We start from the raw sequence: 22,511 nt of genomic DNA on the forward strand, positions 1-22,511 counted from the left end.
TAGTCTCCGCATCTGCTGGCTCGGGTGCGTCTTTTTGTCACGTATCTGAACATCCTGCCGATAAAACAGACATGGCCGCTCGGCATGGAGTCTGTGGCGGATCAGCGGGACCATCTGCAAGCTTCACACATTGGGGTAATTATAATGAGCACAAGCACAGCATTGGGCGGCGCAGCCGTTCAGCCTGCGTTCTTGTCCAAAGAGCGCATTATCGCCAAGCCCGGTTTCAACCGCTGGCTTGTTCCACCCGCCGCACTGGCCATCCATCTTTGTATTGGTATGGCGTACGGCTTTTCGGTTTTCTGGTTGCCGTTGTCGAAAGCGGTCGGTGTTTCTGCACCTGTGGCATGCACACCGGACATGGGCTTCTTTGCACAGATGTTTGCATCGACCTGTGACTGGCAGATTTCCATGCTGGGCTGGATCTACACCCTGTTCTTCATCTTCCTGGGCTGTTCGGCTGCCATCTGGGGTGGCTGGCTTGAGCACGCAGGTCCGCGCAAGGCCGGTGTTGTTTCGGCACTGTGCTGGTGTGGAGGTCTGCTGATTTCGGCGCTGGGTATTTATACCCACCAGATCTGGCTCATGTGGCTGGGCTCGGGTGTCATCGGCGGTATCGGGCTGGGGCTTGGCTATATCTCCCCGGTGTCGACCCTGATCAAGTGGTTCCCGGACAAGCGCGGCATGGCGACCGGCATGGCGATCATGGGCTTCGGCGGCGGCGCGATGGTGGGTGCACCTCTGGCGACCTTCCTGATGGGCCACTTCGCTTCTGCGGACAGCGTGGGCGTATGGCAGAGCTTTGTCGTGATGTCGGTGATCTACTTCATCTTCATGATCGGCGGCGCACTGGGCTACCGCGTTCCTCCGACCGGCTGGAAACCTGAAGGCTGGACTGCTCCGGCTGCCAAGGCCAAGAACGCGATGATCACCAACCGTCACGTGCACGTCAGCGTGGCCTGGAAGACGCCGCAGTTCCGTCTGGTCTGGCTGGTGCTGTGCCTGAACGTTTCGGCCGGTATCGGCATCCTGGGCATGGCTTCGCCACTGCTGCAGGAAGTGTTCGCCGGCAAGCTGCTGGGCAATGACCTGACGTTCAGCCAGCTCAACGCTGACCAACTGAAAGCCATCGCCGCCATCGCTGCGGGCTTCACCGGTCTGTTGAGCCTGTTCAACATCGGTGGTCGCTTCTTCTGGGCTTCTTGCTCGGACTACATCGGTCGCAAGGCTACCTACTTCGTGTTCTTCGCACTGGGCTTCGTGCTCTACGCGTCGGTGCCGACACTGGGTCACATGGGCAGCATCGCGCTGTTCGTAGCTGCGTTCTGCGTCGTGCTGTCGATGTACGGCGGCGGTTTCGCAACCGTACCTGCCTACCTGGCCGACCTGTTCGGCACACAGATGGTCGGTGCAATCCACGGTCGCCTGCTGACTGCCTGGGCTGCAGCCGGTGTACTGGGTCCGGTACTGGTCAACTACCTGCGTGAGTATCAACTCAGCCACGGTGTTGCACGTGCCGATGCCTACGACATCACGCTGTACATCCTTGCCGGTCTGCTGGTGCTGGGCTTCATCTGCAACCTGTTGATCCGTCCGGTGGCCGACAAGTACTTCATGACCGACGCGGAGCTGGCGGCTGAACAAGCCATCGGCCACGACAAGGGCGCTGATGCGACCACCTCGCTGGAATGGAAAGCTTCAGCGGGCAGCAAGCCGCTGGTGATTGCCGCCTGGCTGGCAGTGGGCATTCCACTGGCGTGGGGCGTCTGGGTGACACTGCAAAAGACCGCCGTACTGTTCCACTAACAGTCTGCGAGTCCTGAAAAAAGCGCGTGCACTTCGGTGCATGCGCTTTTTTTTGCCCGGTTTTCGGGTTTGTGTGGCAAGACGAGAGAGGCGGGCGGGGTTAATATCCCGCAGCAGAGCCACAGGCCAGATCCCCTATCCCGCCTGATTTCATTCTTTAAGGAGTTGTTTGCATGCTAGCCCACGTGGAGTCGTACGCCGGTGATCCGATCCTTTCGTTGATGGAAACCTTCGGCAAGGATCCTCGCGCCGACAAGGTCAATCTCAGCATTGGTCTGTATTACGACGCACAAGGCCGCATTCCTCGTCTCGACGCGGCAGTGAGCGCACAGCAGCAACTGGCCGAGGGCGAGCAGACGGCTTCGCTGTACCTGCCGATGGAAGGCCTCGTGCCATATCGTCAGGCGGTGCAGACCCTTCTGTTCGGCGAGAACAATCCGGCCGTGCTCGCCGGTCGTGTCGCCACGATCCAGACCGTGGGCGGCTCCGGCGCGCTGAAAGTGGGGGCCGATTTCCTCAAGTATGCGTTCCCGGATTCGCAGGTCTGGGTCAGTGATCCGACTTGGGAAAACCACAACGCGTTGTTTGGTGGCGCGGGTTTCAAGGTCAACACCTATCCCTACTTCGATGCCCAGACCGGCGGCGTGAAGTTCGACGCCATGCTGGATGCGCTGCAGCAATTGCCTGCACGCAGCATCGTGTTGCTGCACCCTTGCTGCCATAACCCGACCGGCGCGGATCTGTCCGTTGCGCAGTGGGATCAGGTGGTCGCACTGGTCAAGGCTCGCGAGCTGATTCCGTTTCTCGACATCGCCTATCAGGGCTTCGGCAAGGGCATGGATGAAGACGCCTATGCCATTCGTGCGATGACGAAGGCCGGTGTCACGGCGTTCATCAGCAACTCGTTTTCGAAGATTTTCTCGCTGTACGGCGAGCGTGTGGGCGGGCTGTCGGTGGTCTGTGAAGACAGCGCTTCGGCCGTCAACGTGCTGGGCCAGCTCAAGGCGACCGTACGCCGCAACTACTCCAGCCCGCCTGCCCATGGCGCGCAGGTGGTTTCCCGCGTGCTCAACTCGCCGCAACTGCGAGACCAGTGGCTGACCGAGGTCGAAGTGATGCGTCAACGCATCCTCGACATGCGGACTCATCTGGTGGCGGTGCTGGCGCAGAAGGTCCCGCAGCACGATTTCAGCTTCATCCTCCGCCAGAACGGCATGTTCAGCTACACCGGCCTCACGCCTGCGCAGGTCGACGAGCTGAAGGACACCCACGGCGTCTACCTGATCCGCAGCGGCCGCATGTGTCTGGCGGGATTGAACGAGGGGAATATCGCCAAGGTCTGCGACGCTATTGCAGGCCTTTTCAGCTGATTTCTCCAGTGATGGGTAACCTGTAATCCGCTGGGGAAACGTGATGTGTGGGAGGCGCCACCACGTCTTCGACGTAGCGCTGTCGCGCAGCAAACACCGGACCGTGGGAGGCGGCTTGCCGGCGATGAACGATGACGCGATTTTCCTGACCCACCGCGTCGACTGCATCGCCGACAAGCCGCCTCCCACAAAAAGCTGGCGTTTCTTCAGTGGTTTCCAGGTCGCTTGATAAAAGCGGACTTGCCGAGGCGCAAAAGGCCGCTGCACAGTAAATCCCCTGTCTGTCGTCTGTTTGCTTCATGCGGGGCCGTTCTGGGCCTATAATGATCGCCTTTTTCGCCCAATGATTTTGCGGAGCTGGTGATGGCCGAACGTAAGGCTTACGTCGAGCGCAATACTCTGGAAACCCAGATCAAAGCCTCGATCAACCTGGATGGCACCGGAAAGGCCCGATTCGATATCGGCGTGCCTTTCCTTGAGCACATGCTCGACCAGATCGCCCGACACGGGCTGATCGACCTGGACATCGAGTGCAAGGGCGACCTGGAAATCGACGATCACCATACGGTGGAAGACGTCGGTATCACGGTGGGCCAGGCATTCAGCCAGGCCATTGGTGACAAGAAAGGCATTCGCCGTTACGGCCATGCCTACGTGCCGCTCGATGAAGCGCTGTCGCGTGTGGTCATCGACTTCTCGGGCCGTCCCGGCCTGCAGATGCATGTGCCGTACACCCGTGCAACCGTCGGTGGCTTCGACGTTGACCTGTTCCAGGAGTTTTTCCAGGGCTTCGTCAACCACGCCAACGTGACGCTGCACATCGACAACCTGCGTGGCCACAACACTCATCACCAGATCGAGACGGTCTTCAAGGCTTTCGGCCGTGCCCTGCGCATGGCGGTCGAGCTGGATGAGCGCATGGCCGGGCAGATGCCTTCCACCAAGGGTGTTCTCTGATGCAGACAGTTGCGGTCATCGATTACGGCATGGGCAATCTGCACTCGGTCGCCAAGGCCCTGGAGCACGTTGGCGCAGGCCGTGTGCTGATCACCAGCGACGCCGATGTGATTCGTGAAGCCGACCGTGTGGTGTTTCCGGGTGTGGGTGCGATTCGCGACTGCATGGCCGAAATCCGCCGTCTGGGCTTTGACTCGCTGGTGCAGGAAGTCAGCAAGGACCGTCCGTTTCTGGGTATCTGCGTCGGCATGCAGGCTTTGCTCGATAGCAGCGAAGAGAGCGACGGCGTGGACTGCATCGGCATGTTTCCCGGCCAGGTGAAGTTCTTCGGCAAGGACCTGCACGAAGATGGCGAGCACCTGAAAGTGCCGCACATGGGCTGGAATCAGGTCACTCAGTCGGTCGATCACCCGCTGTGGCACGACATCCCCGATCTGGCGCGTTTCTACTTCGTCCACAGCTACTACATCGACGCCGTCAATCAGCGTCAGGTGGTGGGCCGTGGCCGTTACGGCATCGACTTCGCTGCAGCGCTGGCCGACGGTTCGCGCTTTGCCGTGCAGTTCCACCCGGAGAAGAGCCATACCCATGGCCTGCAGTTGCTGCAGAACTTCGCGGCGTGGGACGGTCGCTGGTAACCGACATGAGCAAAGCCAAGGCCAAGCCACCCATCCTGACCCTCTCGCCCGAGCATGAGCAGCAGGCGATCGATAAGCTCAAGCGTCTGTTTGCAGACCGTTTCGAGCTGGAGCTGGGGTCGTTTGAGGTGGCTGAGGTGCTTGAGCTGTTCACGCGCGAGATTGCCCCGCATTACTACAATCGAGCCATTTTCGATGTTCAGCAGCACCTCAAGGAGAGGTTCGAGAGCATCGAAAGTGACCTGTGGGCGCTCGAGAAAAACTAATTTCCGGACAAGTAGGTTCCCCGATGCTGATTATCCCCGCTATCGACCTTAAAGACGGTGCCTGCGTGCGCCTGCGTCAGGGCCGCATGGAAGATTCCACGGTGTTCTCCGATGATCCGGTGGCCATGGCCGCCAAGTGGGTCGAAGGTGGCTGCCGCCGTCTGCATCTGGTTGACCTCAACGGCGCGTTCGAAGGCCAGCCGGTCAACGGTGACGTGGTCACTGCCATCGCAAGGCGTTACCCGAACCTGCCGATCCAGATCGGCGGCGGCATCCGTTCGCTGGAAACCATCGAGCACTACATCAAGGCGGGCGTGAGCTACGTGATCATCGGCACCAAGGCGGTCAAGGAGCCCGAGTTCGTGGCCGAAGCCTGCCGCGCGTTCCCTGGCAAGGTGATTGTCGGCCTGGACGCCAAGGACGGTTTCGTCGCGACTGACGGCTGGGCTGAAGTCAGCTCGGTGCAGGTCATCGACCTGGCCAAGCGCTTTGAAGCCGACGGCGTGTCGGCCATCGTGTACACCGACATCGCCAAAGACGGCATGATGCAGGGCTGCAACATCCCGTTCACCGCTGCACTGGCGGCGGCAACGCGGATTCCGGTCATCGCGTCGGGCGGCATCCATAACCTGGGTGATATCAAGGCGCTGCTTGATGCCAGGGCGCCGGGCATCATCGGTGCAATCACCGGTCGCGCCATCTACGAAGGCACGCTGGACGTCGCCGAGGCCCAGGCCTTGTGTGATCTGGAACAGCGCTGAGTCTGCGCTGGTTCAATTAACCGGAGATTGATCCTGTGGCCCTAGCCAAACGCATCATCCCTTGCCTGGACGTCGACAACGGTCGAGTGGTCAAGGGCGTCAAGTTCGAGAACATCCGCGACGCGGGTGATCCGGTGGAGATCGCTCGTCGCTACGATGAGCAGGGCGCCGACGAAATCACCTTTCTGGACATCACCGCCAGCGTCGATGGCCGTGACACCACGCTGCACACCGTCGAGCGCATGGCCAGTCAGGTATTCATCCCGCTGACCGTGGGCGGCGGCGTGCGTACCGTGCAGGACATCCGCAACCTGCTCAACGCCGGTGCCGACAAGGTATCGATCAACACCGCTGCTGTGTTCAACCCGGAGTTCGTCGGCGAAGCCGCTGCGCGTTTCGGTTCGCAGTGCATCGTGGTCGCCATCGACGCCAAGAAGGTTTCCGGACCGGGTGAAACGCCGCGCTGGGAAATCTTCACCCACGGCGGCCGCAAGCCGACCGGGCTGGACGCTGTGGTCTGGGCGAAGAAGATGGAAGAGCTGGGTGCAGGCGAAATCCTGCTGACCAGCATGGACCAGGATGGCATGAAGAACGGCTTCGACCTGGGCGTCACCCGCGCCATCAGTGATGCGCTGGGCATTCCGGTGATCGCCTCGGGCGGTGTCGGCAATCTGGAGCATCTGGCTGCTGGCGTGCTGGAAGGCCACGCCAGTGCCGTACTGGCCGCGAGTATTTTCCACTTCGGTGAATACACGGTGCCTGAAGCCAAGGCTTACATGACCAGCTGCGGTATCGTCATGCGCTGAGTTGTTGTGCATGAAGCGAGCGCTGTTGTTTCAAGCCTCCGGGTTTGAGAGAGCAGCGCTCTTTTTCGTTTGGCACCCTGCTTTTGCTTCTGACTTATTGCCTGGAAGCGACATCCAATAGCACCGGGCTAGACACTGCCGCAGGTTCACGGCACTCTGCCTCAGTCGTTCAAGATCGAGTGCCGGAACATGCTCAAACGTCTTTTTCTCGCACTGGTCGGAGCAGGGGTTCTGCTCAGCGAGGTCGCCCGGGCTGGCGTTTCGTCGGGATACTCCATGGTTCTGCTGACCGAAAACTACCCGCCTTACAACATGGCTGCAGATGGCAAGAATTTCGCTCAGGACAGCAACATCAATGGCATCGCCGTGGATGTGGTTCGCGAAATGTTCAAGCGTGCCGGTGTCGGTTACAACCTCACCCTGCGCTTTCCCTGGGAGCGTGTGTACAAGCTTGCGCTGGAGAAGCACGGCTATGGCGTGTTCTCTACGGTGCGTACGCCGGAGCGGGAAAACCTCTTCAAGTGGGTAGGACCCATCGGGCCGGTGGACTGGGTCCTGCTGGCACCGGCGAACAGCACGGTTGCGCTGTCGAGTCTGGAGCAGGCCCGGGGTTATCGGATTGGCGCCTACAAGGGCGATGCGGTCGCCGAGCATCTGGCGCTCCAGGGGCTGGATCCGGTGGTGATGCTGCGCGATCAGGACAACGCTCGAAAACTGGTCAACGGGCAGATTGATCTGTGGGCAACGGCTGATCCTGTAGGGCTTTATCTGGCCAAGCAGGAAGGCATCACCGATCTCAAGACCGTGCTGCGTTTCCATACCGCCGAGCTGTATCTGGCCTTGAACAAGGACACGCCGCAGGACGTAGTGGATCGCCTGCAGGCCGCGCTGGATAAGATGCGCGACGAAGGACAGTTGAAGAAAATCAACGACCGTTACCTGTAAACCTAGCGATAGGTTCCGTCTTTGCCATGACCGGCCATGGCCTTGTTGCCACGCTGGCTGATCATCTCGCGCAATTCGATCCACTCGATGCCCTGAGCTTTCAGTTTGGGCAGTTCGCGCTCAAGCACGTCCAGCGTGACAGGGTAGGGATGACCAATCACCACCGCCGAGCCCTGCTTTTGCGCCAGCTTGATTGCCGTCTGTAGCTGCCGGGTTATGGCCTCGGCCGTGCGCTCATCGTCGAGAAATACATCGCGGGACACGCTGGCCAGACCGATGCGTTGCGCCTGGGCGGCGGCGACGGTCTTGGCGCTGGTGCGGCTGTCGACGAAGAACATATGCCGACGCTGCAACTCTTTCATCAACCACGCCATGGCAACCGGCTCTGCGGTCATGCGGCTGCCCATGTGGTTGTTGATGCCTGCTGCGTACGGCACCTTGAGCAGTGCGGCGTTCAGGCGGCTTTCAAGTTCCGGCAACGGCAGTTCAGGGTGCCACGCATAAGGCCCGGTCGCCGGGTCCATGGGCATGTGCAGCATCACGGTCTTGCGCGCGCGATGCGCCTGTCTGGCGAATTCGGTGGCGTGGGGTGTGTCGGGCATGATCGCCAGCGTGACCGGGCCGGGAAGGGCGAGCGTACGGCTGTCGCGCTCGGGGTTCTGGCCCAGGTCATCGATGATCAGGCTGAGGTAGGCTTTGGCCGGTTTTGCACTGGTCTCGACTGGCGCCGCATGAGCAGCGCCAGTGATCGAGAATGCCAACAGCAGAAGGCTGAGAATACGCATCCATCAGTTGCCGCGCGTAATACTCAATCCCTTGAGCAGGCTGAGCGCCTGACTGAGCTGGAAGTCATCGTCCTGCGGACGCGCCTTGGCTGCCGCGCCGCCCTTGAGGGTCGGTTTGTCCGCGCCGCCGTTGCCGTTACCCAGGTGACCGAGCAGGTCGGCTTCCTTGTAGTTCTCGCCATCGGCTTCATTGGTGACCTTGGCGCGACGCACCACGATGTCAGGGTTGATGCCCTGTGCCTGAATCGAGCGACCGTTTGGCGTGTAATACAGCGCCGTGGTGATCTTCAGTGCACGGTCATTGTTCAGCGGCAGTACGGTTTGCACCGAGCCTTTGCCGAAACTGTCGGTGCCCATCAGGATGCCGCGTTTCTGGTCCTGCAACGCACCGGCGACGATTTCCGACGCCGAGGCACTGCCGCCGTTGATCAGCACCACCAGAGGCACGCCTTCGCTGGCGTCTGCCGGGTCTGCCGAGAAACGCAGCTCGGAGTTGGCGATACGGCCTTTGGTGTAGACGATCAGGCCCTTGGTGAGGAAGTGGTCCGCCACCTGCACAGCGGACTGCAATACGCCGCCAGGGTTGTTGCGCAGGTCCAGAATCAGCCCGCTCATCTTCTTGCCGTTGTCCTTGCGCAGCTTGGCCAGCGCCTTGCCCACTTCGTCGCCGGTCTTGACCTGGAACTGGGTGATGCGAATGTAGCCGTAGCCGTTCTCCAGCATCTGCGCCTTGACGCTCTTGACCTGAATGGTCGCGCGCGCCAGCGTCACGTCGAACGGCGTGCCGCCGTCGCGTACCAGCGTCAGGGTGATTTTCTCGCCGATCTTGCCGCGCATCTTGTCGACCGCTTCCTGCATGGTCTGACCCTGCGTCGGCGCGCCGTTGATCTTCACGATCAGGTCGCCGGCTTCGATGCCCGCCTTGGAGGCCGGGGTGTCGTCGATAGGCGAGACCACTTTGACCAGGCCGTCTTCCACACCGACTTCGATGCCCAGGCCGCCGAATTCACCACTGGTGCTTTCCTGCAGCTCCTGGAAATCCTCCGGGCCGAGGTAGGCGGAGTGCGGGTCGAGGTTGCTGAGCATGCCCTTGATGGCGTTTTCCAGCAGGGTCTTGTCATCCACCGGCTCTACGTAGGCGGCCTTGACCCGATCCATGACCTCGGCAAACGTGCGCAGCTCTTCGAGCGGCAGCGGCGGCTTGGCGTTGGCATTGGCCGGAGCGACTGCTGCTGTCGGAGCTGGCGTGGTCTTTTCGGCAGCTTGCGCCAGCGGCGCGCCGATAACGATGGCAATCGCCATGGCCAGCGAGGTGAGGCGGGACAAATGCAGCATGTCTAACGAGCTCCTACTGATATTGGCGCCGACTTATCCTTGAGTGCGGCACCATTGGGCTGGATCGCTTGGGCGACCCTGCTGACGAATAGCAAAGTACAACGCTGATGTGTCCTGACCGCCGCTGTTGCCTACGGTGGAAATCGCTTCACCGGCTTTTACGATATCGCCTGCCGACTTGAGCAGGCTCTGATTGTGTCCGTACAGACTCAAATAGCCATTACCATGGTCGAGAATGACCAGAAGCCCGGCGCCGCGCAACCAGTCAGCGAAAACCACTCGCCCTCCGTGTACGGCATGTACCTGACTTCCGGCCGAAGCGCTGATCATGACGCCGTCCCATTTGGTCCGCTCGTCATCACCGCGCGCTTCACCAAAGCGTGCAAGCAATCGACCATCGATGGGCCATGGAAGTTTTCCCTTGGCCTCTGCAAAAGGTCCGCCATACGAAACACCGGCACTTGAAACCAGCGCGCCGGGGCTTTTGACCGGACGGCGCGGAGCGGGTTCATCGTCGGTTTTACCGCTGTTGCGGGCGACGGCCTCGGCTTCACGTTGACGCTTCTCTTCTGCTTCCTTTGCCGCCAACAGGGCCTTCTGGCGTGCTTCTTCGGCTTCGCGGGCCTGTCGGGCCAGCGTCTCTTCAATGGTCTTCAGGACCTTGGCCAGATCGGCCTGGTCCTGCTGACGGGCCTGCAACTTCTGGTCGCGGGCCTTGTAGTCCTGATTAAGTTTAGCCAACGCCTGCTGACGTTCCTGGCGAACCTTGGCCAATTCTTCTGTCTGGCTGTCGAGGTTGCTCTTCTGAACCAGCAACTGCGCCTGCTGCAGGTCGATATCTTTGCCAACATTGGCCAGCTGACGCAGGGTTTCATTGAAGTTGCGTAGCTGCTCCAGGCGCGCCTGGCTCAGGTAGTCGTAATAGGTAAGGGTGCGGGCGAATTTTTCAGGGTGTTGCTGGTTGAGCAACAGCTTGAGGTATTCCTGGCGGCCACTCTGGTAAGCGGCGCGGGCCTGAATGGCGATTAGGCGTTGCTGTTCAACCTTGGCGCTATTCAGTTTTTTTTTCTCACCGTCGAGCTTCGTCAGCTCGGCTTCGGTCTTTTTTAGTTCCTTTTGCAGGACCTCGACCTGCTTTTCCAGCTTGCCCATTTCCGTTTCGGTGGTGCGCAGGTCCTTCTGGACGCCTGTGCGTTCTTCCTGAACCTGTTTCAGGACTTTTTGCAGCTCAGCGACATCCTGACGCGCAGCGTCTATCTGTTTTTGGGTTTGCGCACGCTCGTCTTCGGCAAATGCCGGATTGAGCAGGCAGATCAGAACAAGGGCGATCAAGGCGCGAAGCATGAGGGTGGGCGATACCGAGGAATTGTGAGAAAAAGTGTCAGGCCTAGTATGCCCGGCATGGGGTACAAAAAAAACGCCCCGGTCGTACTGCTTTGGGGCCTGTAACACAAAAAACCGGCACCGCCTGATGGCCTTGTGCCGGTTTTTAGCCGATTACTCGTTCACAAGGATCGAGTGACCCGTCATTTCCTGCGGTTTCTCCATGCCCAGCAGGTGCAGCATGGTTGGCGCGACATCGGCCAGCACACCGCCCTCGCGGACTTTCAACTGGCGTTTGCCGACATACACGAACGGTACGGGCTCGGACGTGTGCGCGGTGTGAGCCTGACCGGTGTGATCATCGGTCATCTGCTCGACGTTGCCGTGGTCCGCAGTGATCAGTGCTTCGCCACCGACCTTTTCCAGCGCTTCAGTGATGCGGCCGACACAGACGTCCAGGCACTCAACGGCCTTGATCGCTGCTTCCATAATGCCGCTGTGGCCGACCATGTCGCCGTTGGCGTAGTTGACGACGATCACGTCATAGCGCTGATGCTCGATGGCATCGACGATTTTGTCGGTCACTTCCGGCGCGCTCATTTCCGGCTGCAGGTCGTAGGTGGCCACTTTCGGCGACGGAATCAGGATGCGCTCTTCGCCCGGGAACGGTTCTTCACGACCGCCGGAAAAGAAGAAGGTCACGTGAGCGTATTTCTCGGTCTCGGCGATGCGCAGTTGCGTCTTGCCGTTGTTGGCCAGGTATTCGCCCAGCACATTCGTCAGGCTGCCTGCGGCAAACGCGGACGGCGCAGGAATGCTGGCGGCGTACTGAGTCAGCATCACGTAGTTGACCTTCGGCTGGCGGGCGCGCTCGAAGTCCTTGAAATCGTCTTCGACGAACACGCGGGTCAGCTCGCGGGCGCGGTCGGCACGGAAATTCATGAACACCACGGCGTCGCCGTCTTCGACTTTTGCCGGCTCACCAATGCGCGTGGCTTTGACGAACTCGTCGTTTTCATCACGGGCGTAGGCGGCTTCAAGCCCGGCCACGCCGCTGTCTGCGTGGAATTCGGCGGCGCTGTCGACAATCAGGTTGTAAGCGCTGGAGACGCGGTCCCAACGGTTGTCACGGTCCATGGCGAAATAGCGGCCGACGATCGTGGCGGTGCGGCCCTTGCCTAGGCGGGCGAAGGTTTCATCCATCAGCTCAAGGGATTTCTTCGCGCTGCGCGGTGGCGTGTCGCGGCCATCGAGGAACGCGTGCAGGTAGATCTTTTCGGCGCCACGTTTCACGGCCAGTTCGGCCATGGCGACCAGGTGGTCCTGGTGGCTGTGAACGCCGCCATCGGACAGCAGGCCCATGATGTGTACGGCCTTGCCCGCGGCAACCGCCTTGTCCACGGCGGCGCAGATGGTCGGGTTCTCGAAGAACTCGCCGTCGCGAATCGCCTTGGTCACTCGAGTGAAATCCTGATACACCACGCGCCCGGCCCCCAGGTTCATGTGGCCGACTTCAGAATTGCCCATCTGCCCGTCCGGCAGACCGACATCCATGCCGGAGCCTGAAATCAGGCCGTTGGGCATGGTCTTGTAGAGGCGATCCATGACTGGCATCTTCGCAGCTAGGATAGCGTTGCCTTCACGGTGTTCGCTGTGTCCGAAGCCGTCCAGGATGATAAGGACCAGAGGTTTTGGGGTGGCAGTCATAGAACCCACTCGAGGCTGGTTGGAATAAAGAACAAGGGATCGGCATTTTAAGGACAAGTTCAAACGGCGTCACTGCCGTACGGACTTTGGCCGACCTTGGGTGCTGTGTATACTGGCCGACATTTTAACGCCCTGGAACCTACCGATGGTTGCTCATCTGCTTGAATTCGCTACTAACCACTATTTGATCACCGGTGCCTTCGTCATTCTGTTGGGACTGCTGATCGCTTACGAACTGAGCAAAGGCGGCGCGAGCCTGAGCACGCGCGAGCTGACCGCACTGGTCAACAGCGACCAGGGCGTGGTCATCGACGTGCGCTCCAAGAAGGATTTCGCCAACGGCCACATCGTCGGCTCCCTGAACTTTCCGCAGGACAAAGTGCTGACCCGCACCGCAGAACTGCAGAAATACAAGGACAAGACGTTGATCATCGTCGATGCAATGGGGCAGCATGCTGGCAGCACCGCCCGCGAGCTGCTCAAGACCGGCTTCAAGGCGGCCAAGCTGTCCGGCGGTATCTCGACCTGGCGCGGCGACAATCTCCCACTGGTGAAATGAAAATGGCTCAAGTCATCGTCTATTCCAGCGACTACTGCCCGTATTGCATACGGGCCAAGCAGTTGTTGCAGAGCAAGAGTGTGGCCTTCGAGGAAATCAGGGTCGATGGCAAGCCGCAGATTCGTGCCGAGATGACCAAAAAGGCCGGTCGTACTTCGGTACCCCAGATCTGGATCGGCTCGACCCACGTGGGCGGCTGTGATGATCTGTTCGCTCTGGAACGCGCCGGCAAGCTCGATGCGCTGCTCGGCTGATTCCCCTATTTAACCGCCCCATTTGAGAAGGATCCGAAATGACCGATCAACCGAACAACGGCGCCGTGGCCAACGAAGAAGAAAACGCTCCGCAATTCTCCCTGCAGCGTATCTATGTTCGCGACCTGTCTTTCGAAGCACCGAAAAGCCCGGCGATCTTCCGCCAGGAATGGACACCGACTGTCAGCCTCGACCTCAACACCCGTCAGAAGCCGCTGGAAGGCGACTTCTACGAAGTGGTGCTGACCCTGTCCGTGACCGTCAACAACGGTGATGAAGTCGCCTTCATCGTTGAAGTGCAACAGGCCGGTATCTTCCTGATCAAGGGCTTGGACGACGCTTCGATGAGCCACACCCTGGGCGCATTCTGCCCGAACATCCTGTTCCCTTACGCTCGCGAAGCCATCGACAACCTGGTTGTCCGCGGTTCGTTCCCTGCGTTGATGCTGGCCCCGGTGAACTTCGACGCGCTGTACGCACAGGAACTGCAACGCATGCAGGAAGCCGGCGAAACGCCGACTGTTCAGTAAGCGTTACGGCTGAATGTAAAAAAGCGCCTTTCGGGGCGCTTTTTTGTGGGGCATATGTCTGTGGACCGACACAGCGCCGTCTTGCCGCCTCCCACAGTTCGGTGTTTGGATCGTTCCCATGCTCCAGAGTAGTAACGCCTCTCAGGACGCTTCGCGTCCGCCTGAGGAGTTACGCAAACCCATGCTGCCGCCACGCCTCGTAAACGGCCACGGCGACGGTATTGGACAGGTTCAGGCTGCGGCAGCCTTCACGCATGGGCAGGCGCAGGCGGTGGTCGCCGCTCAGCGAGTCGAGAATATCGGCAGGCAGGCCCCGGCTTTCCGGACCGAACAGAAACGCATCGCCCGGCTCGAAACTGACATCATGAAACGGTCGCGAGCCCTTGGTGGTGAAGGCGAACAGCCGTGGGTTGCCGATCTTTTCCAGACAACTGGCCAGGTCGGCGTGCGTCTGCAGCGTGGCATACTCGTGATAGTCGAGACCCGCCCGGCGCAGGCGTTTATCGTCCAGCTCGAAACCCAACGGTTCGATCAAATGCAGGGTGCAGCCACTGTTGGCGCACAGTCTGATGACATTGCCGGTATTCGGCGGAATTTCTGGTTGAAAAAGGATGACGTGAAACATGCACGGCTCCGAACAAAAGGACGGGATGCATTCTACCCCTGAAGAGGACCCCAGACCGAAGCTATGGCCGCGTGTTCTTGGTTCGATGGCCATTGTCGGCTTCACTATTGGCACAATCATCGGTCGCCTGCAGCAACCTGTGCCGGTTGAACTGGAGCAGATTGAAGAGCTGCCGACGGGGCTGGCGCTGTGGTTCGACGAAGAGCCCCGCTATGAGGGCCGCACGGTGGACGGCGCAGTAGTGCTCAGGCTCGATGCTTCAGGACGGCCGTGGAGCGGCCAATTGCGATTCGACAGCAAGGTTGCGCGCTGGAAGCTGGAACGAGGGGAGAAGGGGTTGGTGCTGACGCTCCTGGCGGCCCGTCCACTTCAGGGCGACTGGCGCACTGAGAGGGTGGACGGGCGCTGGAGACTGGAGGTCAGTCTCCGGGAGGAATAAAAGAGGGGATTCCCCGGCCTGCCTGTACCAAGGTCCCCAAAACTGGTGATGTAATATCTATTGCAGGCAGCGTGCCAGTTTTGAAAAAGAAGCGATAAAACCGGTGTTAATCCCTCGAAAGCCAGCGTTTGGCGGGTTTTGAATAATTCGATAATGGTCGCCGAGTCTTTCAGCTGCTCCGGCCGTGCAGCCCGCCGCCCCTATTTATGCACCCAATTTGCGCATCACAACGGTGCTCCACACCAAGCTGATGCAATTTGTGTCCAGAACCTGCCGAATCAGTGATGCTGCCCGTGCCAAGGCACCAGCCGGCGTTGCAGTGCCCGCAGGCTCAGCTCCATGGCGAAGGCGATGATGGCGATGACCAGAATGCCCAACACCACGACATCGGTGACCAGAAACTGCGCCGCCGACTGCACCATGAACCCCAGCCCGCTGGTAGCGGCGATGAGTTCGGCGGCGACCAGTGTCGACCAGCCCACGCCAAGCCCGATTCGAATGCCGGTCAGAATGTCCGGCAGCGCGCTGGGCAGGATGACGTGGCGAATCAGCTGCCAGCGTGTGGCGCCCAGCGATTGCGCGGCACGCACTCTGGCCGGATCGACCGTGCGCACGCCGGTTGCGGTGGCAATCGCGATCGGCGCGAAGATCGCCAGATAAATCAGCAGCACTTTGGAAAACTCGCCGATACCGAACCAGATCACGATCAGCGGCAGGTAGGCCAGCGGCGGGATAGGGCGGTAGAACTCGATCAGCGGGTCCAGAATGCCCTGCGCGATACGGTTGTGGCCGATGGCAATTCCTACCGGAATGGCCGTCAGGATCGCTGCGCCCAGACCCAGGCCGATACGTTGCAGGCTGGCGCCCAGATGCTGCCAGAGCGTTGAATCCATGTAGCCCTTGGTCAGCAGCAGCCAGGCTTTTTCCAGTACGGCCGAGGGCGGCGGCAAAAACAATGGCTCGATCCATTCTGCCGCAGTCACGGCCCACCACAGGGTCAGCAGCACCACGAGGGTCACGACGCTGATAGCGCGAGTGCTCAGGTATAAGCGCGGCCTGCGTGCCGAAATACCGGGTTTGATCGGGTTGCTCAGTTCATAGCTGCTCATGCCTGCTGCTCTCGGGCGCGTTGCGAGAATACGCTGGCCAGCACGTGCTCGCGGGTATCGATGAAGCGCGGATCGGATTTGATCGCCCGTGCGGACTCTCCAGCGCTGTAACGTTGGCCGAAGTCCAGGCGCAGGTGTTCGGCGATGCGTCCCGGATTGGGCGCGAGCAGGATCAGGTCTGTGGCCAGAAACACCGCTTCTTCTATGTCGTGGGTGATCAGGAACACCGGTTTGGCCGTGCGTTGCCAGACCTGCAGCAAAAGCTCCTGCATGCTTTCGCGGGTAAAGGCATCCAGCGCGCCGAACGGCTCGTCCATCAAAAGCACTCGGGGGTCTGCGGCCATCGCCCGTGCCAGACCAACACGCTGGCGTTGTCCGCCGGACAGTTGCCAGATGCGCCGTCTTTCAAAGCCGCTCAGGTCCACCAGCGCGAGCATGTCCCGCCCCTTCGCTTCCCGTTCGGCCCGACCGATGCCAGCCAGCTCCAGGCCGAAAGCGACGTTGGCCAGCACGTCCTGCCAAGGCAGCAAGGCATCGTCCTGAAACACGACGCCGCGTTCGGCGCCTGGCCCTTCAACGTCTTTGCCGTCCAGCGTGATGCGTCCGGTGGCGGGCTTGATGAAGCCTGCTATCAGGTTCAGCAACGAGGTCTTGCCGCTGCCGGATGGCCCAAGTGCTACCAGCAATTGCTCGGGGCCAAGGCTCAGGTTGATGTCCGTCAGCACGGGCTGCGCTGCGCCGGGATACCGTGCGCCGATGCGCTCCAGCTTCAATAAGGCCATGGCCCTTTGCTCCTTCCGGGTCGATCAGCGAGGGATGAATTTATCGGTCACGTAAGGCGAGTAATCAGGCAGCACGGCGTCGACCTTGCCTTGCTCCTTGAGGAAGGCGGCGGTTTTGGTCGCGGCTTCGATGGTGGGCGCACCGAGCAGCGCGGTCTGGTCCGCGGCCAGCGGATAAACGTTGCCCTGCAGCAGGCCGGGGATGTCTGCGGCCTTGGCACCGGAAAGCCGGGTCAGTTTGTCGATGTTGGACGCGTTGGCGATCCAGGCATTCGGGTCCTGGCGGTAGCTGGCGTAAGCGTCGAGCGTCACCTTGGCGAAGGCGCTGACCACGTCAGGGTGCTTGGCAGCGAAGTCCTTGCGCACGATCCAGGCGTCGAAGGTCGGTGCGCCGACCTTGGCCAGTTCGCCGGACGTAATAAGTACCTTGCCGGTTTCCTTGGCGACGCCCAGCGCCGGGTCCCAGACATAAGTGGCGTCAATGTCGCCACGCTTCCATGCCGCAGCAATAGCCGGTGGCGCCAGATTCAGGATCGTCACCTTGGCGGGATCAATCTTCCAGTGCTTGAGCGCGGCCAGCAGGCTGTAGTGCCCGGTGGACACGAACGGCACGGCGATTTTCTTGCCGATCAGGTCCTGCGGCGAATTGATTCCCGACCCGTTGCGCGCCACCAACGCTTCTGCGGCGCCGATCTGGGTAGCGATCAGGAACGTCTCCACCGGCAGCTTGCGGGTGGCGGCTGCTGTTAACGGGCTAGAGCCCAGATAGCCGATCTGTACATCGCCGGAAGCAATCGCTGTGATCACGTCAGCGCCATTCTCGAACTTGCGCCATGCGATTTTCGAGTCAGTGGCTTTTTCATAGGCATTGTCGGACTGGGCGACTTTGGCCGGGTCAACCGTGGTCTGGTAAGCCACGGTAAAGTCAGCCGCCTGAGCGATACAAGCCGCGCCCGTCAGCGACAACGCCGTCAGCAGGCGCAAGGGGAAGTGCAATTTCATGAGGTTGCTCCGAATCAGGCGGGCCGGGTATTGGCTGATCTGGAGCCTAAATGATCTAAGAATTGCTAAATAAATAACGTTTGAGCATTAGCTTAGAAACGGTTTTGTCTCTTTTTTGAGAATGCAAAACGGGCAATCCGCACATTCACGTCTATTCTGCATCTGCCAACTGGCTCACATCGCTGGCGCAGGACAGTAAAACGGGCGATTTGTTCACGCATGCGCCCCTGTGGGGAGTGGTTCACGAGGCAAAACCGACCTTTTAATGACCTGAAAAACCATTCTTCAAAAAAAATTTGAGGCGGGGGAGCGTGCGTCTGCGCAGTGATGACAACTGTAACATTTGATCCCTATTCTCTCCGAAGCTCCCGATCTACAAGGGTTTTAGCTGAGATGGCTAAAGGCTTTCTTTAGGTTGGGCGTGACCGGCGGGTCTTGAACTGGCCATTTGGTTGCACGAAACAGAACGATCTGACGAGCGGTAGCAAAATATATTTTGTGAATTAGCGAATTAGGTCGATACACTCCGTGACGTCGTGATTGACACGAGTTGTGACATATGCCGAAAAGTTATTGATTGGGGTTAATTGATTCCTTTCTGTTCTTCAGGGTTTTCACTACCGTCCAGCCACCGACATGCGCGGTCTAGTCATGCAGTCGGGGTGCACAGAAACCATTGACCTCAAGGTCGGGCCTGTCACCTGCGCGAATCCATGGGTCAGGGCAAAAATGCCCGGCACCGTGGAAATAAAAAATTAGATTCACGAGGAGCGTTGCAATGAAGAAGTCCACCCTGGCCCTGGCCGTAACCGTTGGTGTATTGGCGCAACAGGCCGGTGCAGCTGGTTTCATCGAAGACAGTAAAGCGTCCGTTAGTTCTCGTACTCTGTATTTCAACAACGATTTTCGCGAAGGCACCAACGATAACCGCGAAACGGCCACCGGCCTGAAATTCGACTATCTGTCGGGCTTCACTCAAGGGACTGTTGGTTTTGGTCTGGACGCTCAGGCAGTGGTTGGCGTACACCTGGATGGCGGTCGCGGTCACCACCCGAACAACAGCACCATCGTTCCTAGCGACACGGACGGTTCGGCTGTTAGTTCGTGGTCCCGTGCGGGCGCAAACGTCAAGGCACGCTTCTCGAAGACAGAGCTGAAGATCGGTAACGCTCTGGCCCCTAACCTGCCAATCCTTGTGAGCAACGACGGTCGTTTGCTGCCGCAGGCATTTCAGGGCGGCATCCTGACCTCCAAGGATCTGGACAACGTTACGTTCACTGGCGGTCAACTGAGCCAGTCCATCGGCCGTGCATCAAGCAACTGGACTGACCTGTCCATTGCTGGCGCTTCCCAGACCAGCGACGAATTCCGTTTCGCCGGTGCAGACTGGAAAGTTACCAAAGACCTGACCCTGCAGTACTACTACGCAAACCTGGAAGACTTCTACAAGCAACACTTCCTGGGTCTGGTTCACCTCTACCAGATCGACGAAAACCAGTCTTTCAAGACTGACCTTCGCTATTTCAACAGCAGTTCAGATGGCAAGAACAGCCAGGGCACTGCTGGCTATCGCTTCAACAACAACAACGGTTACGCCAAGAATGCCGGTGAAGTGGACAACCAGACCTGGTCTGCCATGTTCACCTACGCCTTGGGCGGTCACTCGTTCATGGTTGGTCACCAGCAGGTAGGCGATGATGGCGGTATGGTTTACCTGGGCCAAGGCAGCGTGACTGACAGCCGCGGCCGTGCGGAAGGCAACGGCGGTTCCAGCTTCTACCTGTTCACCGACTCGATGGTCAATGGCTTCAACCGCGCTGGTGAAAACACCACGTTCGGTCAGTACTCGTTCGACTTCGCTAAGGTCGGTGTTCCTGGCTTGAAAGCAGCGATCGCTTACCTCCACGCTGATGACATTCGTGGTAACACCCTCGCTACTCGTAACAACGACTACTCTGAGTGGGAACGCGACATGCGCGTTGACTACGTAGTCCAGAGCGGTCCGTTGAAAGGTTTTGGTACTACCGTGCGTCACGGTAGCTATCGCGCCGAAGACGGTCTGAATAACTCGGAAAATACTGATCAGACCCGCATCATCTTCAACTACACCTACAACTTCATGTAAGTGTACTGAGTGTCAAAGGAACCCCGCCCCGTGCGGGGTTTCTTTTGCCTGTTTTTTGATATTCGTTATCGATCTAATCAAAGCGATATCCATTCTTTTTAATTTGCTTCAGCGACAGGCAGAGTGGTCTTGACTGAAAGACTCAATCGAACAAGACAGGAGCCACACCATGACACTGCGACTTGGCGATATCGCCCCCGACTTCGAACAGGACTCCAGCGAAGGCCGTATACGCTTTCATGAGTGGCTGGGCGACAGCTGGGGTGTGTTGTTTTCCCATCCCGCAGACTTCACGCCGGTCTGCACCACTGAGCTGGGTTTCACGGCCAAATTGAAAGACGAGTTTGCCAGGCGCGGCGTCAAGGCCATTGCGCTGTCGGTGGATCCGGTGGACTCGCACGTCAAATGGATCGACGACATCAACACCACGCAGAACACCCAGGTCAATTTTCCGATCCTGGCTGACGCGGACCGCAAGGTGTCCGACCTGTATGACCTGATTCATCCCAATGCCAGCGACACCCTCACCGTGCGCTCGCTGTTCGTGATCGATCCGAACAAAAAGGTACGCCTGACCATTACGTATCCCGCCAGCACCGGGCGTAATTTCCACGAGATTCTGCGGGTCATCGACTCCCTGCAATTGACCGACAACTACAAGGTCGCCACGCCCGCCAACTGGGTGGATGGTGAGGACGTAGTGATCGTGCCTTCGATCAAGGACGAGGAAGAGATCAAGCAGCGCTTTCCCAAGGGCTACACGGCCGTCACGCCTTATCTGCGCCTGACGCCTCAGCCGAACCGCTGATTTACGATTCACCAAGCGTGGGGTATTCGGGCCGATGTATCGGCCCTTTTTTATGCGCGGTTTTTGAGGACAGTCATGTTCGTTGCCCCTGTGTTCACTTGGAAATGTGACGCGGAGCGTCACGGGCTGCATACCCACGCGGAGCACTCATCGTTATACACAAGTCCGCAAAACGCGCAAAACGGGGGGCAAAACGAAAGTGACTGACTGAATGCATACCCCGTGGGAGGCGGCTTGCCGACGATGGCGTCCGTTCAGTCACTGATAGGTCGCTTCAGAAAAAGCATCGCCGGCAAGCCGCCTCCCACAGTCCGTGGTCGCAGCAAGACTCGGGTATAACGCTGAGCACAAGCATGGGCATGATCGGCTTGCTTCAGATCACGCTGATCGTTCCTACGCTCCTCGTGGTAACGCCGCTCAGGACGCTCCGCGTCCGACCTTGAAGCGACACGGCACCTCCAGATTCATGATGGGTTCAAAGCGACGGCCTGTATATCTCCATATGGAATAACCAAATGAATAAATAAGATTTATAGATATAAAAAATCACTGTTACTGTCTCCTTCATTCCGGCGGTCCCCGCCACCCAATACCCGGTAAAGGAGCGCGCCATGCGCACTGTCATTTTGCGTCGAGGTCTGGCCGCTCTGTTGGCTGCAGCATTCACGTTAGGTGCCTTGAGCCAGGCTCAGGCCGAGGACCTGCGTATCGGCTATCAAAAGTACGGCACGCTGGTGTTGCTCAAGGCCAAGGGCTCGCTCGAGAAGCGTCTGGCCGAGCAGGGCGTGAAGGTGCAGTGGACGGAGTTCCCCGGCGGACCGCAATTGCTCGAAGGCCTGAACGTTGGCTCGATCGACTTCGGCGTCACCGGAGAAACCCCTCCGGTATTCGCGCAGGCGGCCGGTGCCGATCTGCTCTACGTGGCCTACGAACCGCCAGCTCCGACCAGCGAGGCGATTCTGGTACCCAAGGATTCTCCGATCACCTCGGTCAAGGACCTCAAGGGCAAGAAAGTCGTCCTTAACAAAGGCTCCAACGTGCATTACCTGCTGGTTCGCGCGCTGGAAGACGCAGGTCTGAAGTATTCCGATATCCAGACCGTATTCCTGCCGCCCGCCGACGCCCGTGCCGCTTTCGAGCGTGGCAGTGTCGACGCCTGGGTCATCTGGGACCCGTACCAGGCCGCTGCCGAGAAACAATTGCAGGCACGCACCCTGAGAGACGGTTCCGGCATCGTCGACAACCATCAGTTCTATCTCGCGACCAAACCCTATGCGCAGAAAAACCCGAAGGTGATTCAGGCGCTGATCGAAGAAGTGCGTGCGGTGGGTGAGTGGTCCAAGGCCAATCCCGAGGAAGTGACCAAACAGGTTGCGCCGCTGCTGGGGCTGCCCGCCGATATCACGCTGACCTCGGTCAAGCGTCAAGGCTATGGGGCGCTGTTCATCACCCCGCCCGTGGTTGCTGCCCAGCAGAAGATTGCCGACACCTTCTTCCAGCTCAAATTGATCCCCAAGCCGCTCAGCATTGCTGATGTGGTCTGGTCGCCACCGGCTGCTGTTGCTCAAGCACAGTGATC

At 59.4% G+C, this 22,511-nt stretch carries 24 protein-coding genes; 15 read left to right on the forward strand and 9 right to left on the reverse strand.

Features of this window, described 5'->3' with window-relative positions:
• Positions 1-144: 144 nt before the first annotated feature.
• Positions 145-1,806, forward strand: a complete 1,662-nt coding sequence (locus AO065_RS17960) for an OFA family MFS transporter (RefSeq protein WP_032651340.1) — start codon at positions 145-147, stop codon at positions 1,804-1,806.
• Between the two features lie 173 nt (positions 1,807-1,979).
• Positions 1,980-3,176 carry an amino acid aminotransferase gene (locus AO065_RS17965; RefSeq protein ID WP_004883077.1) on the forward strand — a complete coding sequence of 399 codons (1,197 nt, stop codon included), beginning with the start codon at positions 1,980-1,982 and terminating at the stop codon, positions 3,174-3,176.
• On the opposite strand, the gene AO065_RS27210 is transcribed toward AO065_RS17965, so the two are convergent.
• Positions 3,169-3,477, reverse strand: a complete 309-nt coding sequence (locus AO065_RS27210; RefSeq protein ID WP_155500412.1) for a hypothetical protein — start codon at positions 3,475-3,477, stop codon at positions 3,169-3,171. The genes AO065_RS17965 and AO065_RS27210 overlap by 8 nt on opposite strands.
• A gap of 62 nt (positions 3,478-3,539) precedes the next feature.
• Here AO065_RS27210 and hisB point away from each other — a divergent pair, with 62 nt between their 5' ends.
• The 6 genes from hisB to AO065_RS17995 all read left to right on the forward strand — a co-directional run bounded on the left by hisB (position 3,540) and on the right by AO065_RS17995 (position 7,549).
• Entirely contained in the window at positions 3,540-4,133 is a 594-nt protein-coding gene (gene hisB, locus AO065_RS17970; protein WP_004883084.1) for an imidazoleglycerol-phosphate dehydratase HisB, read from the forward strand.
• Positions 4,133-4,771 (forward strand): imidazole glycerol phosphate synthase subunit HisH, encoded by a 639-nt coding sequence (gene hisH, locus AO065_RS17975; RefSeq protein WP_004883085.1) that lies wholly within the window; start codon positions 4,133-4,135, stop codon positions 4,769-4,771. Before hisB ends, hisH begins: the two co-directional genes overlap by 1 nt.
• Before the next feature lie 5 nt (positions 4,772-4,776).
• The gene (locus AO065_RS17980; protein WP_004883087.1) at positions 4,777-5,037 is read left to right on the forward strand and encodes a DUF2164 domain-containing protein; all 261 of its coding nucleotides are present in this window, start codon (positions 4,777-4,779) and stop codon (positions 5,035-5,037) included.
• A 23-nt stretch (positions 5,038-5,060) separates the two neighbouring features.
• Positions 5,061-5,798, forward strand: coding sequence for a 1-(5-phosphoribosyl)-5-[(5-phosphoribosylamino)methylideneamino]imidazole-4-carboxamide isomerase (hisA, locus tag AO065_RS17985; protein WP_004883089.1), 738 nt, complete (start codon positions 5,061-5,063; stop codon positions 5,796-5,798).
• Positions 5,799-5,833: 35 nt separating this feature from the next.
• On the forward strand, positions 5,834-6,604 hold the full coding sequence (gene hisF, locus AO065_RS17990; RefSeq protein ID WP_004883091.1) for an imidazole glycerol phosphate synthase subunit HisF: 771 nt from the start codon (positions 5,834-5,836) through the stop codon (positions 6,602-6,604).
• 189 nt (positions 6,605-6,793) lie between these two features.
• Complete coding sequence (locus AO065_RS17995; RefSeq protein ID WP_004883092.1) at positions 6,794-7,549, forward strand: substrate-binding periplasmic protein; 756 nt, start codon at positions 6,794-6,796, stop codon at positions 7,547-7,549.
• 2 nt (positions 7,550-7,551) lie between these two features.
• Here the strand turns inward: AO065_RS17995 and AO065_RS18000 are convergent, their stop codons facing one another.
• The 4 genes from AO065_RS18000 to gpmI all read right to left on the reverse strand — a co-directional run bounded on the left by AO065_RS18000 (position 7,552) and on the right by gpmI (position 12,699).
• The gene (locus AO065_RS18000) at positions 7,552-8,334 is read right to left on the reverse strand and encodes a divergent polysaccharide deacetylase family protein (RefSeq protein ID WP_004883093.1); all 783 of its coding nucleotides are present in this window, start codon (positions 8,332-8,334) and stop codon (positions 7,552-7,554) included.
• Between the two features lie 3 nt (positions 8,335-8,337).
• Positions 8,338-9,669, reverse strand: coding sequence for a S41 family peptidase (locus tag AO065_RS18005; RefSeq protein WP_004883094.1), 1,332 nt, complete (start codon positions 9,667-9,669; stop codon positions 8,338-8,340).
• A 33-nt stretch (positions 9,670-9,702) separates the two neighbouring features.
• Positions 9,703-11,013, reverse strand: coding sequence for a murein hydrolase activator EnvC family protein (locus AO065_RS18010; protein ID WP_004883095.1), 1,311 nt, complete (start codon positions 11,011-11,013; stop codon positions 9,703-9,705).
• Between the two features lie 153 nt (positions 11,014-11,166).
• Entirely contained in the window at positions 11,167-12,699 is a 1,533-nt protein-coding gene (gene gpmI / locus AO065_RS18015) for a 2,3-bisphosphoglycerate-independent phosphoglycerate mutase (RefSeq protein ID WP_004883096.1), read from the reverse strand.
• A gap of 145 nt (positions 12,700-12,844) precedes the next feature.
• Here gpmI and AO065_RS18020 point away from each other — a divergent pair, with 145 nt between their 5' ends.
• The 3 genes from AO065_RS18020 to secB are packed head-to-tail and all read left to right on the forward strand — an operon-like array spanning position 12,845 to position 14,042.
• A complete protein-coding gene (locus AO065_RS18020) occupies positions 12,845-13,258 on the forward strand; it encodes a rhodanese-like domain-containing protein (RefSeq protein ID WP_004883098.1) in 414 nt (137 codons plus the stop codon).
• 2 nt (positions 13,259-13,260) lie between these two features.
• Positions 13,261-13,512: a glutaredoxin 3 gene (grxC, locus tag AO065_RS18025; RefSeq protein WP_004883100.1), complete on the forward strand. Its 252-nt coding sequence runs from the start codon at positions 13,261-13,263 to the stop codon at positions 13,510-13,512.
• Positions 13,513-13,550: 38 nt separating this feature from the next.
• Positions 13,551-14,042 carry a protein-export chaperone SecB gene (secB, locus tag AO065_RS18030; RefSeq protein WP_004883102.1) on the forward strand — a complete coding sequence of 164 codons (492 nt, stop codon included), beginning with the start codon at positions 13,551-13,553 and terminating at the stop codon, positions 14,040-14,042.
• Positions 14,043-14,211: 169 nt separating this feature from the next.
• On the opposite strand, the gene trmL is transcribed toward secB, so the two are convergent.
• Positions 14,212-14,667 carry a tRNA (uridine(34)/cytosine(34)/5-carboxymethylaminomethyluridine(34)-2'-O)-methyltransferase TrmL gene (gene trmL, locus AO065_RS18035; RefSeq protein ID WP_004883105.1) on the reverse strand — a complete coding sequence of 152 codons (456 nt, stop codon included), beginning with the start codon at positions 14,665-14,667 and terminating at the stop codon, positions 14,212-14,214.
• Between trmL and AO065_RS18040 the strand changes: the two genes are divergently transcribed.
• Positions 14,666-15,106: a hypothetical protein gene (locus tag AO065_RS18040; protein WP_004883107.1), complete on the forward strand. Its 441-nt coding sequence runs from the start codon at positions 14,666-14,668 to the stop codon at positions 15,104-15,106. The genes trmL and AO065_RS18040 overlap by 2 nt on opposite strands.
• Before the next feature lie 278 nt (positions 15,107-15,384).
• Here the strand turns inward: AO065_RS18040 and tauC are convergent, their stop codons facing one another.
• Genes tauC through tauA form a run of 3 tightly spaced genes read right to left on the reverse strand, consistent with a single transcriptional unit; the run spans position 15,385 to position 17,999 of the window.
• A complete protein-coding gene (tauC, locus tag AO065_RS18045; protein ID WP_004883109.1) occupies positions 15,385-16,215 on the reverse strand; it encodes a taurine ABC transporter permease TauC in 831 nt (276 codons plus the stop codon).
• On the reverse strand, positions 16,212-16,997 hold the full coding sequence (tauB, locus tag AO065_RS18050; protein ID WP_004883111.1) for a taurine ABC transporter ATP-binding subunit: 786 nt from the start codon (positions 16,995-16,997) through the stop codon (positions 16,212-16,214). Before tauB ends, tauC begins: the two co-directional genes overlap by 4 nt.
• Positions 16,998-17,021: 24 nt before the next feature.
• Complete coding sequence (gene tauA / locus AO065_RS18055) at positions 17,022-17,999, reverse strand: taurine ABC transporter substrate-binding protein (RefSeq protein ID WP_004883113.1); 978 nt, start codon at positions 17,997-17,999, stop codon at positions 17,022-17,024.
• A gap of 778 nt (positions 18,000-18,777) precedes the next feature.
• Here tauA and AO065_RS18060 point away from each other — a divergent pair.
• The 3 genes from AO065_RS18060 to AO065_RS18070 all read left to right on the forward strand — a co-directional run bounded on the left by AO065_RS18060 (position 18,778) and on the right by AO065_RS18070 (position 22,509).
• Positions 18,778-20,124 (forward strand): OprD family porin, encoded by a 1,347-nt coding sequence (locus tag AO065_RS18060; protein WP_004883115.1) that lies wholly within the window; start codon positions 18,778-18,780, stop codon positions 20,122-20,124.
• 169 nt (positions 20,125-20,293) lie between these two features.
• Positions 20,294-20,932: a peroxiredoxin gene (locus AO065_RS18065; RefSeq protein ID WP_004883116.1), complete on the forward strand. Its 639-nt coding sequence runs from the start codon at positions 20,294-20,296 to the stop codon at positions 20,930-20,932.
• A gap of 611 nt (positions 20,933-21,543) precedes the next feature.
• Positions 21,544-22,509 carry a sulfonate ABC transporter substrate-binding protein gene (locus tag AO065_RS18070; protein WP_004882836.1) on the forward strand — a complete coding sequence of 322 codons (966 nt, stop codon included), beginning with the start codon at positions 21,544-21,546 and terminating at the stop codon, positions 22,507-22,509.
• The last annotated feature ends 2 nt before the right edge of the window (positions 22,510-22,511 follow it).

Origin of the sequence: Pseudomonas viridiflava, from assembly GCF_001642795.1 — a bacterium.
Classification (GTDB): domain Bacteria; phylum Pseudomonadota; class Gammaproteobacteria; order Pseudomonadales; family Pseudomonadaceae; genus Aquipseudomonas; species Aquipseudomonas viridiflava.

Excerpts from the sequence above, each read along its gene's own strand:
- AO065_RS17960 (WP_032651340.1), top strand. The coding sequence starts at position 145 with ATGAGCACAAGCACAGCATTGGGCGGCGCAGCCGTTCAGCCTGCGTTC.
- AO065_RS17965 (WP_004883077.1), top strand. The coding sequence starts at position 1,980 with ATGCTAGCCCACGTGGAGTCGTACGCCGGTGATCCGATCCTTTCGTTG.
- AO065_RS27210 (WP_155500412.1), bottom strand. The coding sequence starts at position 3,477 with ATGAAGCAAACAGACGACAGACAGGGGATTTACTGTGCAGCGGCCTTT.
- hisB (WP_004883084.1), top strand. The coding sequence starts at position 3,540 with ATGGCCGAACGTAAGGCTTACGTCGAGCGCAATACTCTGGAAACCCAG.
- hisH (WP_004883085.1), top strand. The coding sequence starts at position 4,133 with ATGCAGACAGTTGCGGTCATCGATTACGGCATGGGCAATCTGCACTCG.
- AO065_RS17980 (WP_004883087.1), top strand. The coding sequence starts at position 4,777 with ATGAGCAAAGCCAAGGCCAAGCCACCCATCCTGACCCTCTCGCCCGAG.
- hisA (WP_004883089.1), top strand. The coding sequence starts at position 5,061 with ATGCTGATTATCCCCGCTATCGACCTTAAAGACGGTGCCTGCGTGCGC.
- AO065_RS17995 (WP_004883092.1), top strand. The coding sequence starts at position 6,794 with ATGCTCAAACGTCTTTTTCTCGCACTGGTCGGAGCAGGGGTTCTGCTC.
- AO065_RS18000 (WP_004883093.1), bottom strand. The coding sequence starts at position 8,334 with ATGCGTATTCTCAGCCTTCTGCTGTTGGCATTCTCGATCACTGGCGCT.
- AO065_RS18005 (WP_004883094.1), bottom strand. The coding sequence starts at position 9,669 with ATGCTGCATTTGTCCCGCCTCACCTCGCTGGCCATGGCGATTGCCATC.
- AO065_RS18010 (WP_004883095.1), bottom strand. The coding sequence starts at position 11,013 with ATGCTTCGCGCCTTGATCGCCCTTGTTCTGATCTGCCTGCTCAATCCG.
- gpmI (WP_004883096.1), bottom strand. The coding sequence starts at position 12,699 with ATGACTGCCACCCCAAAACCTCTGGTCCTTATCATCCTGGACGGCTTC.
- AO065_RS18020 (WP_004883098.1), top strand. The coding sequence starts at position 12,845 with ATGGTTGCTCATCTGCTTGAATTCGCTACTAACCACTATTTGATCACC.
- grxC (WP_004883100.1), top strand. The coding sequence starts at position 13,261 with ATGGCTCAAGTCATCGTCTATTCCAGCGACTACTGCCCGTATTGCATA.
- secB (WP_004883102.1), top strand. The coding sequence starts at position 13,551 with ATGACCGATCAACCGAACAACGGCGCCGTGGCCAACGAAGAAGAAAAC.
- AO065_RS18040 (WP_004883107.1), top strand. The coding sequence starts at position 14,666 with ATGCACGGCTCCGAACAAAAGGACGGGATGCATTCTACCCCTGAAGAG.
- trmL (WP_004883105.1), bottom strand. The coding sequence starts at position 14,667 with ATGTTTCACGTCATCCTTTTTCAACCAGAAATTCCGCCGAATACCGGC.
- tauC (WP_004883109.1), bottom strand. The coding sequence starts at position 16,215 with ATGAGCAGCTATGAACTGAGCAACCCGATCAAACCCGGTATTTCGGCA.
- tauB (WP_004883111.1), bottom strand. The coding sequence starts at position 16,997 with ATGGCCTTATTGAAGCTGGAGCGCATCGGCGCACGGTATCCCGGCGCA.
- tauA (WP_004883113.1), bottom strand. The coding sequence starts at position 17,999 with ATGAAATTGCACTTCCCCTTGCGCCTGCTGACGGCGTTGTCGCTGACG.
- AO065_RS18060 (WP_004883115.1), top strand. The coding sequence starts at position 18,778 with ATGAAGAAGTCCACCCTGGCCCTGGCCGTAACCGTTGGTGTATTGGCG.
- AO065_RS18065 (WP_004883116.1), top strand. The coding sequence starts at position 20,294 with ATGACACTGCGACTTGGCGATATCGCCCCCGACTTCGAACAGGACTCC.
- AO065_RS18070 (WP_004882836.1), top strand. The coding sequence starts at position 21,544 with ATGCGCACTGTCATTTTGCGTCGAGGTCTGGCCGCTCTGTTGGCTGCA.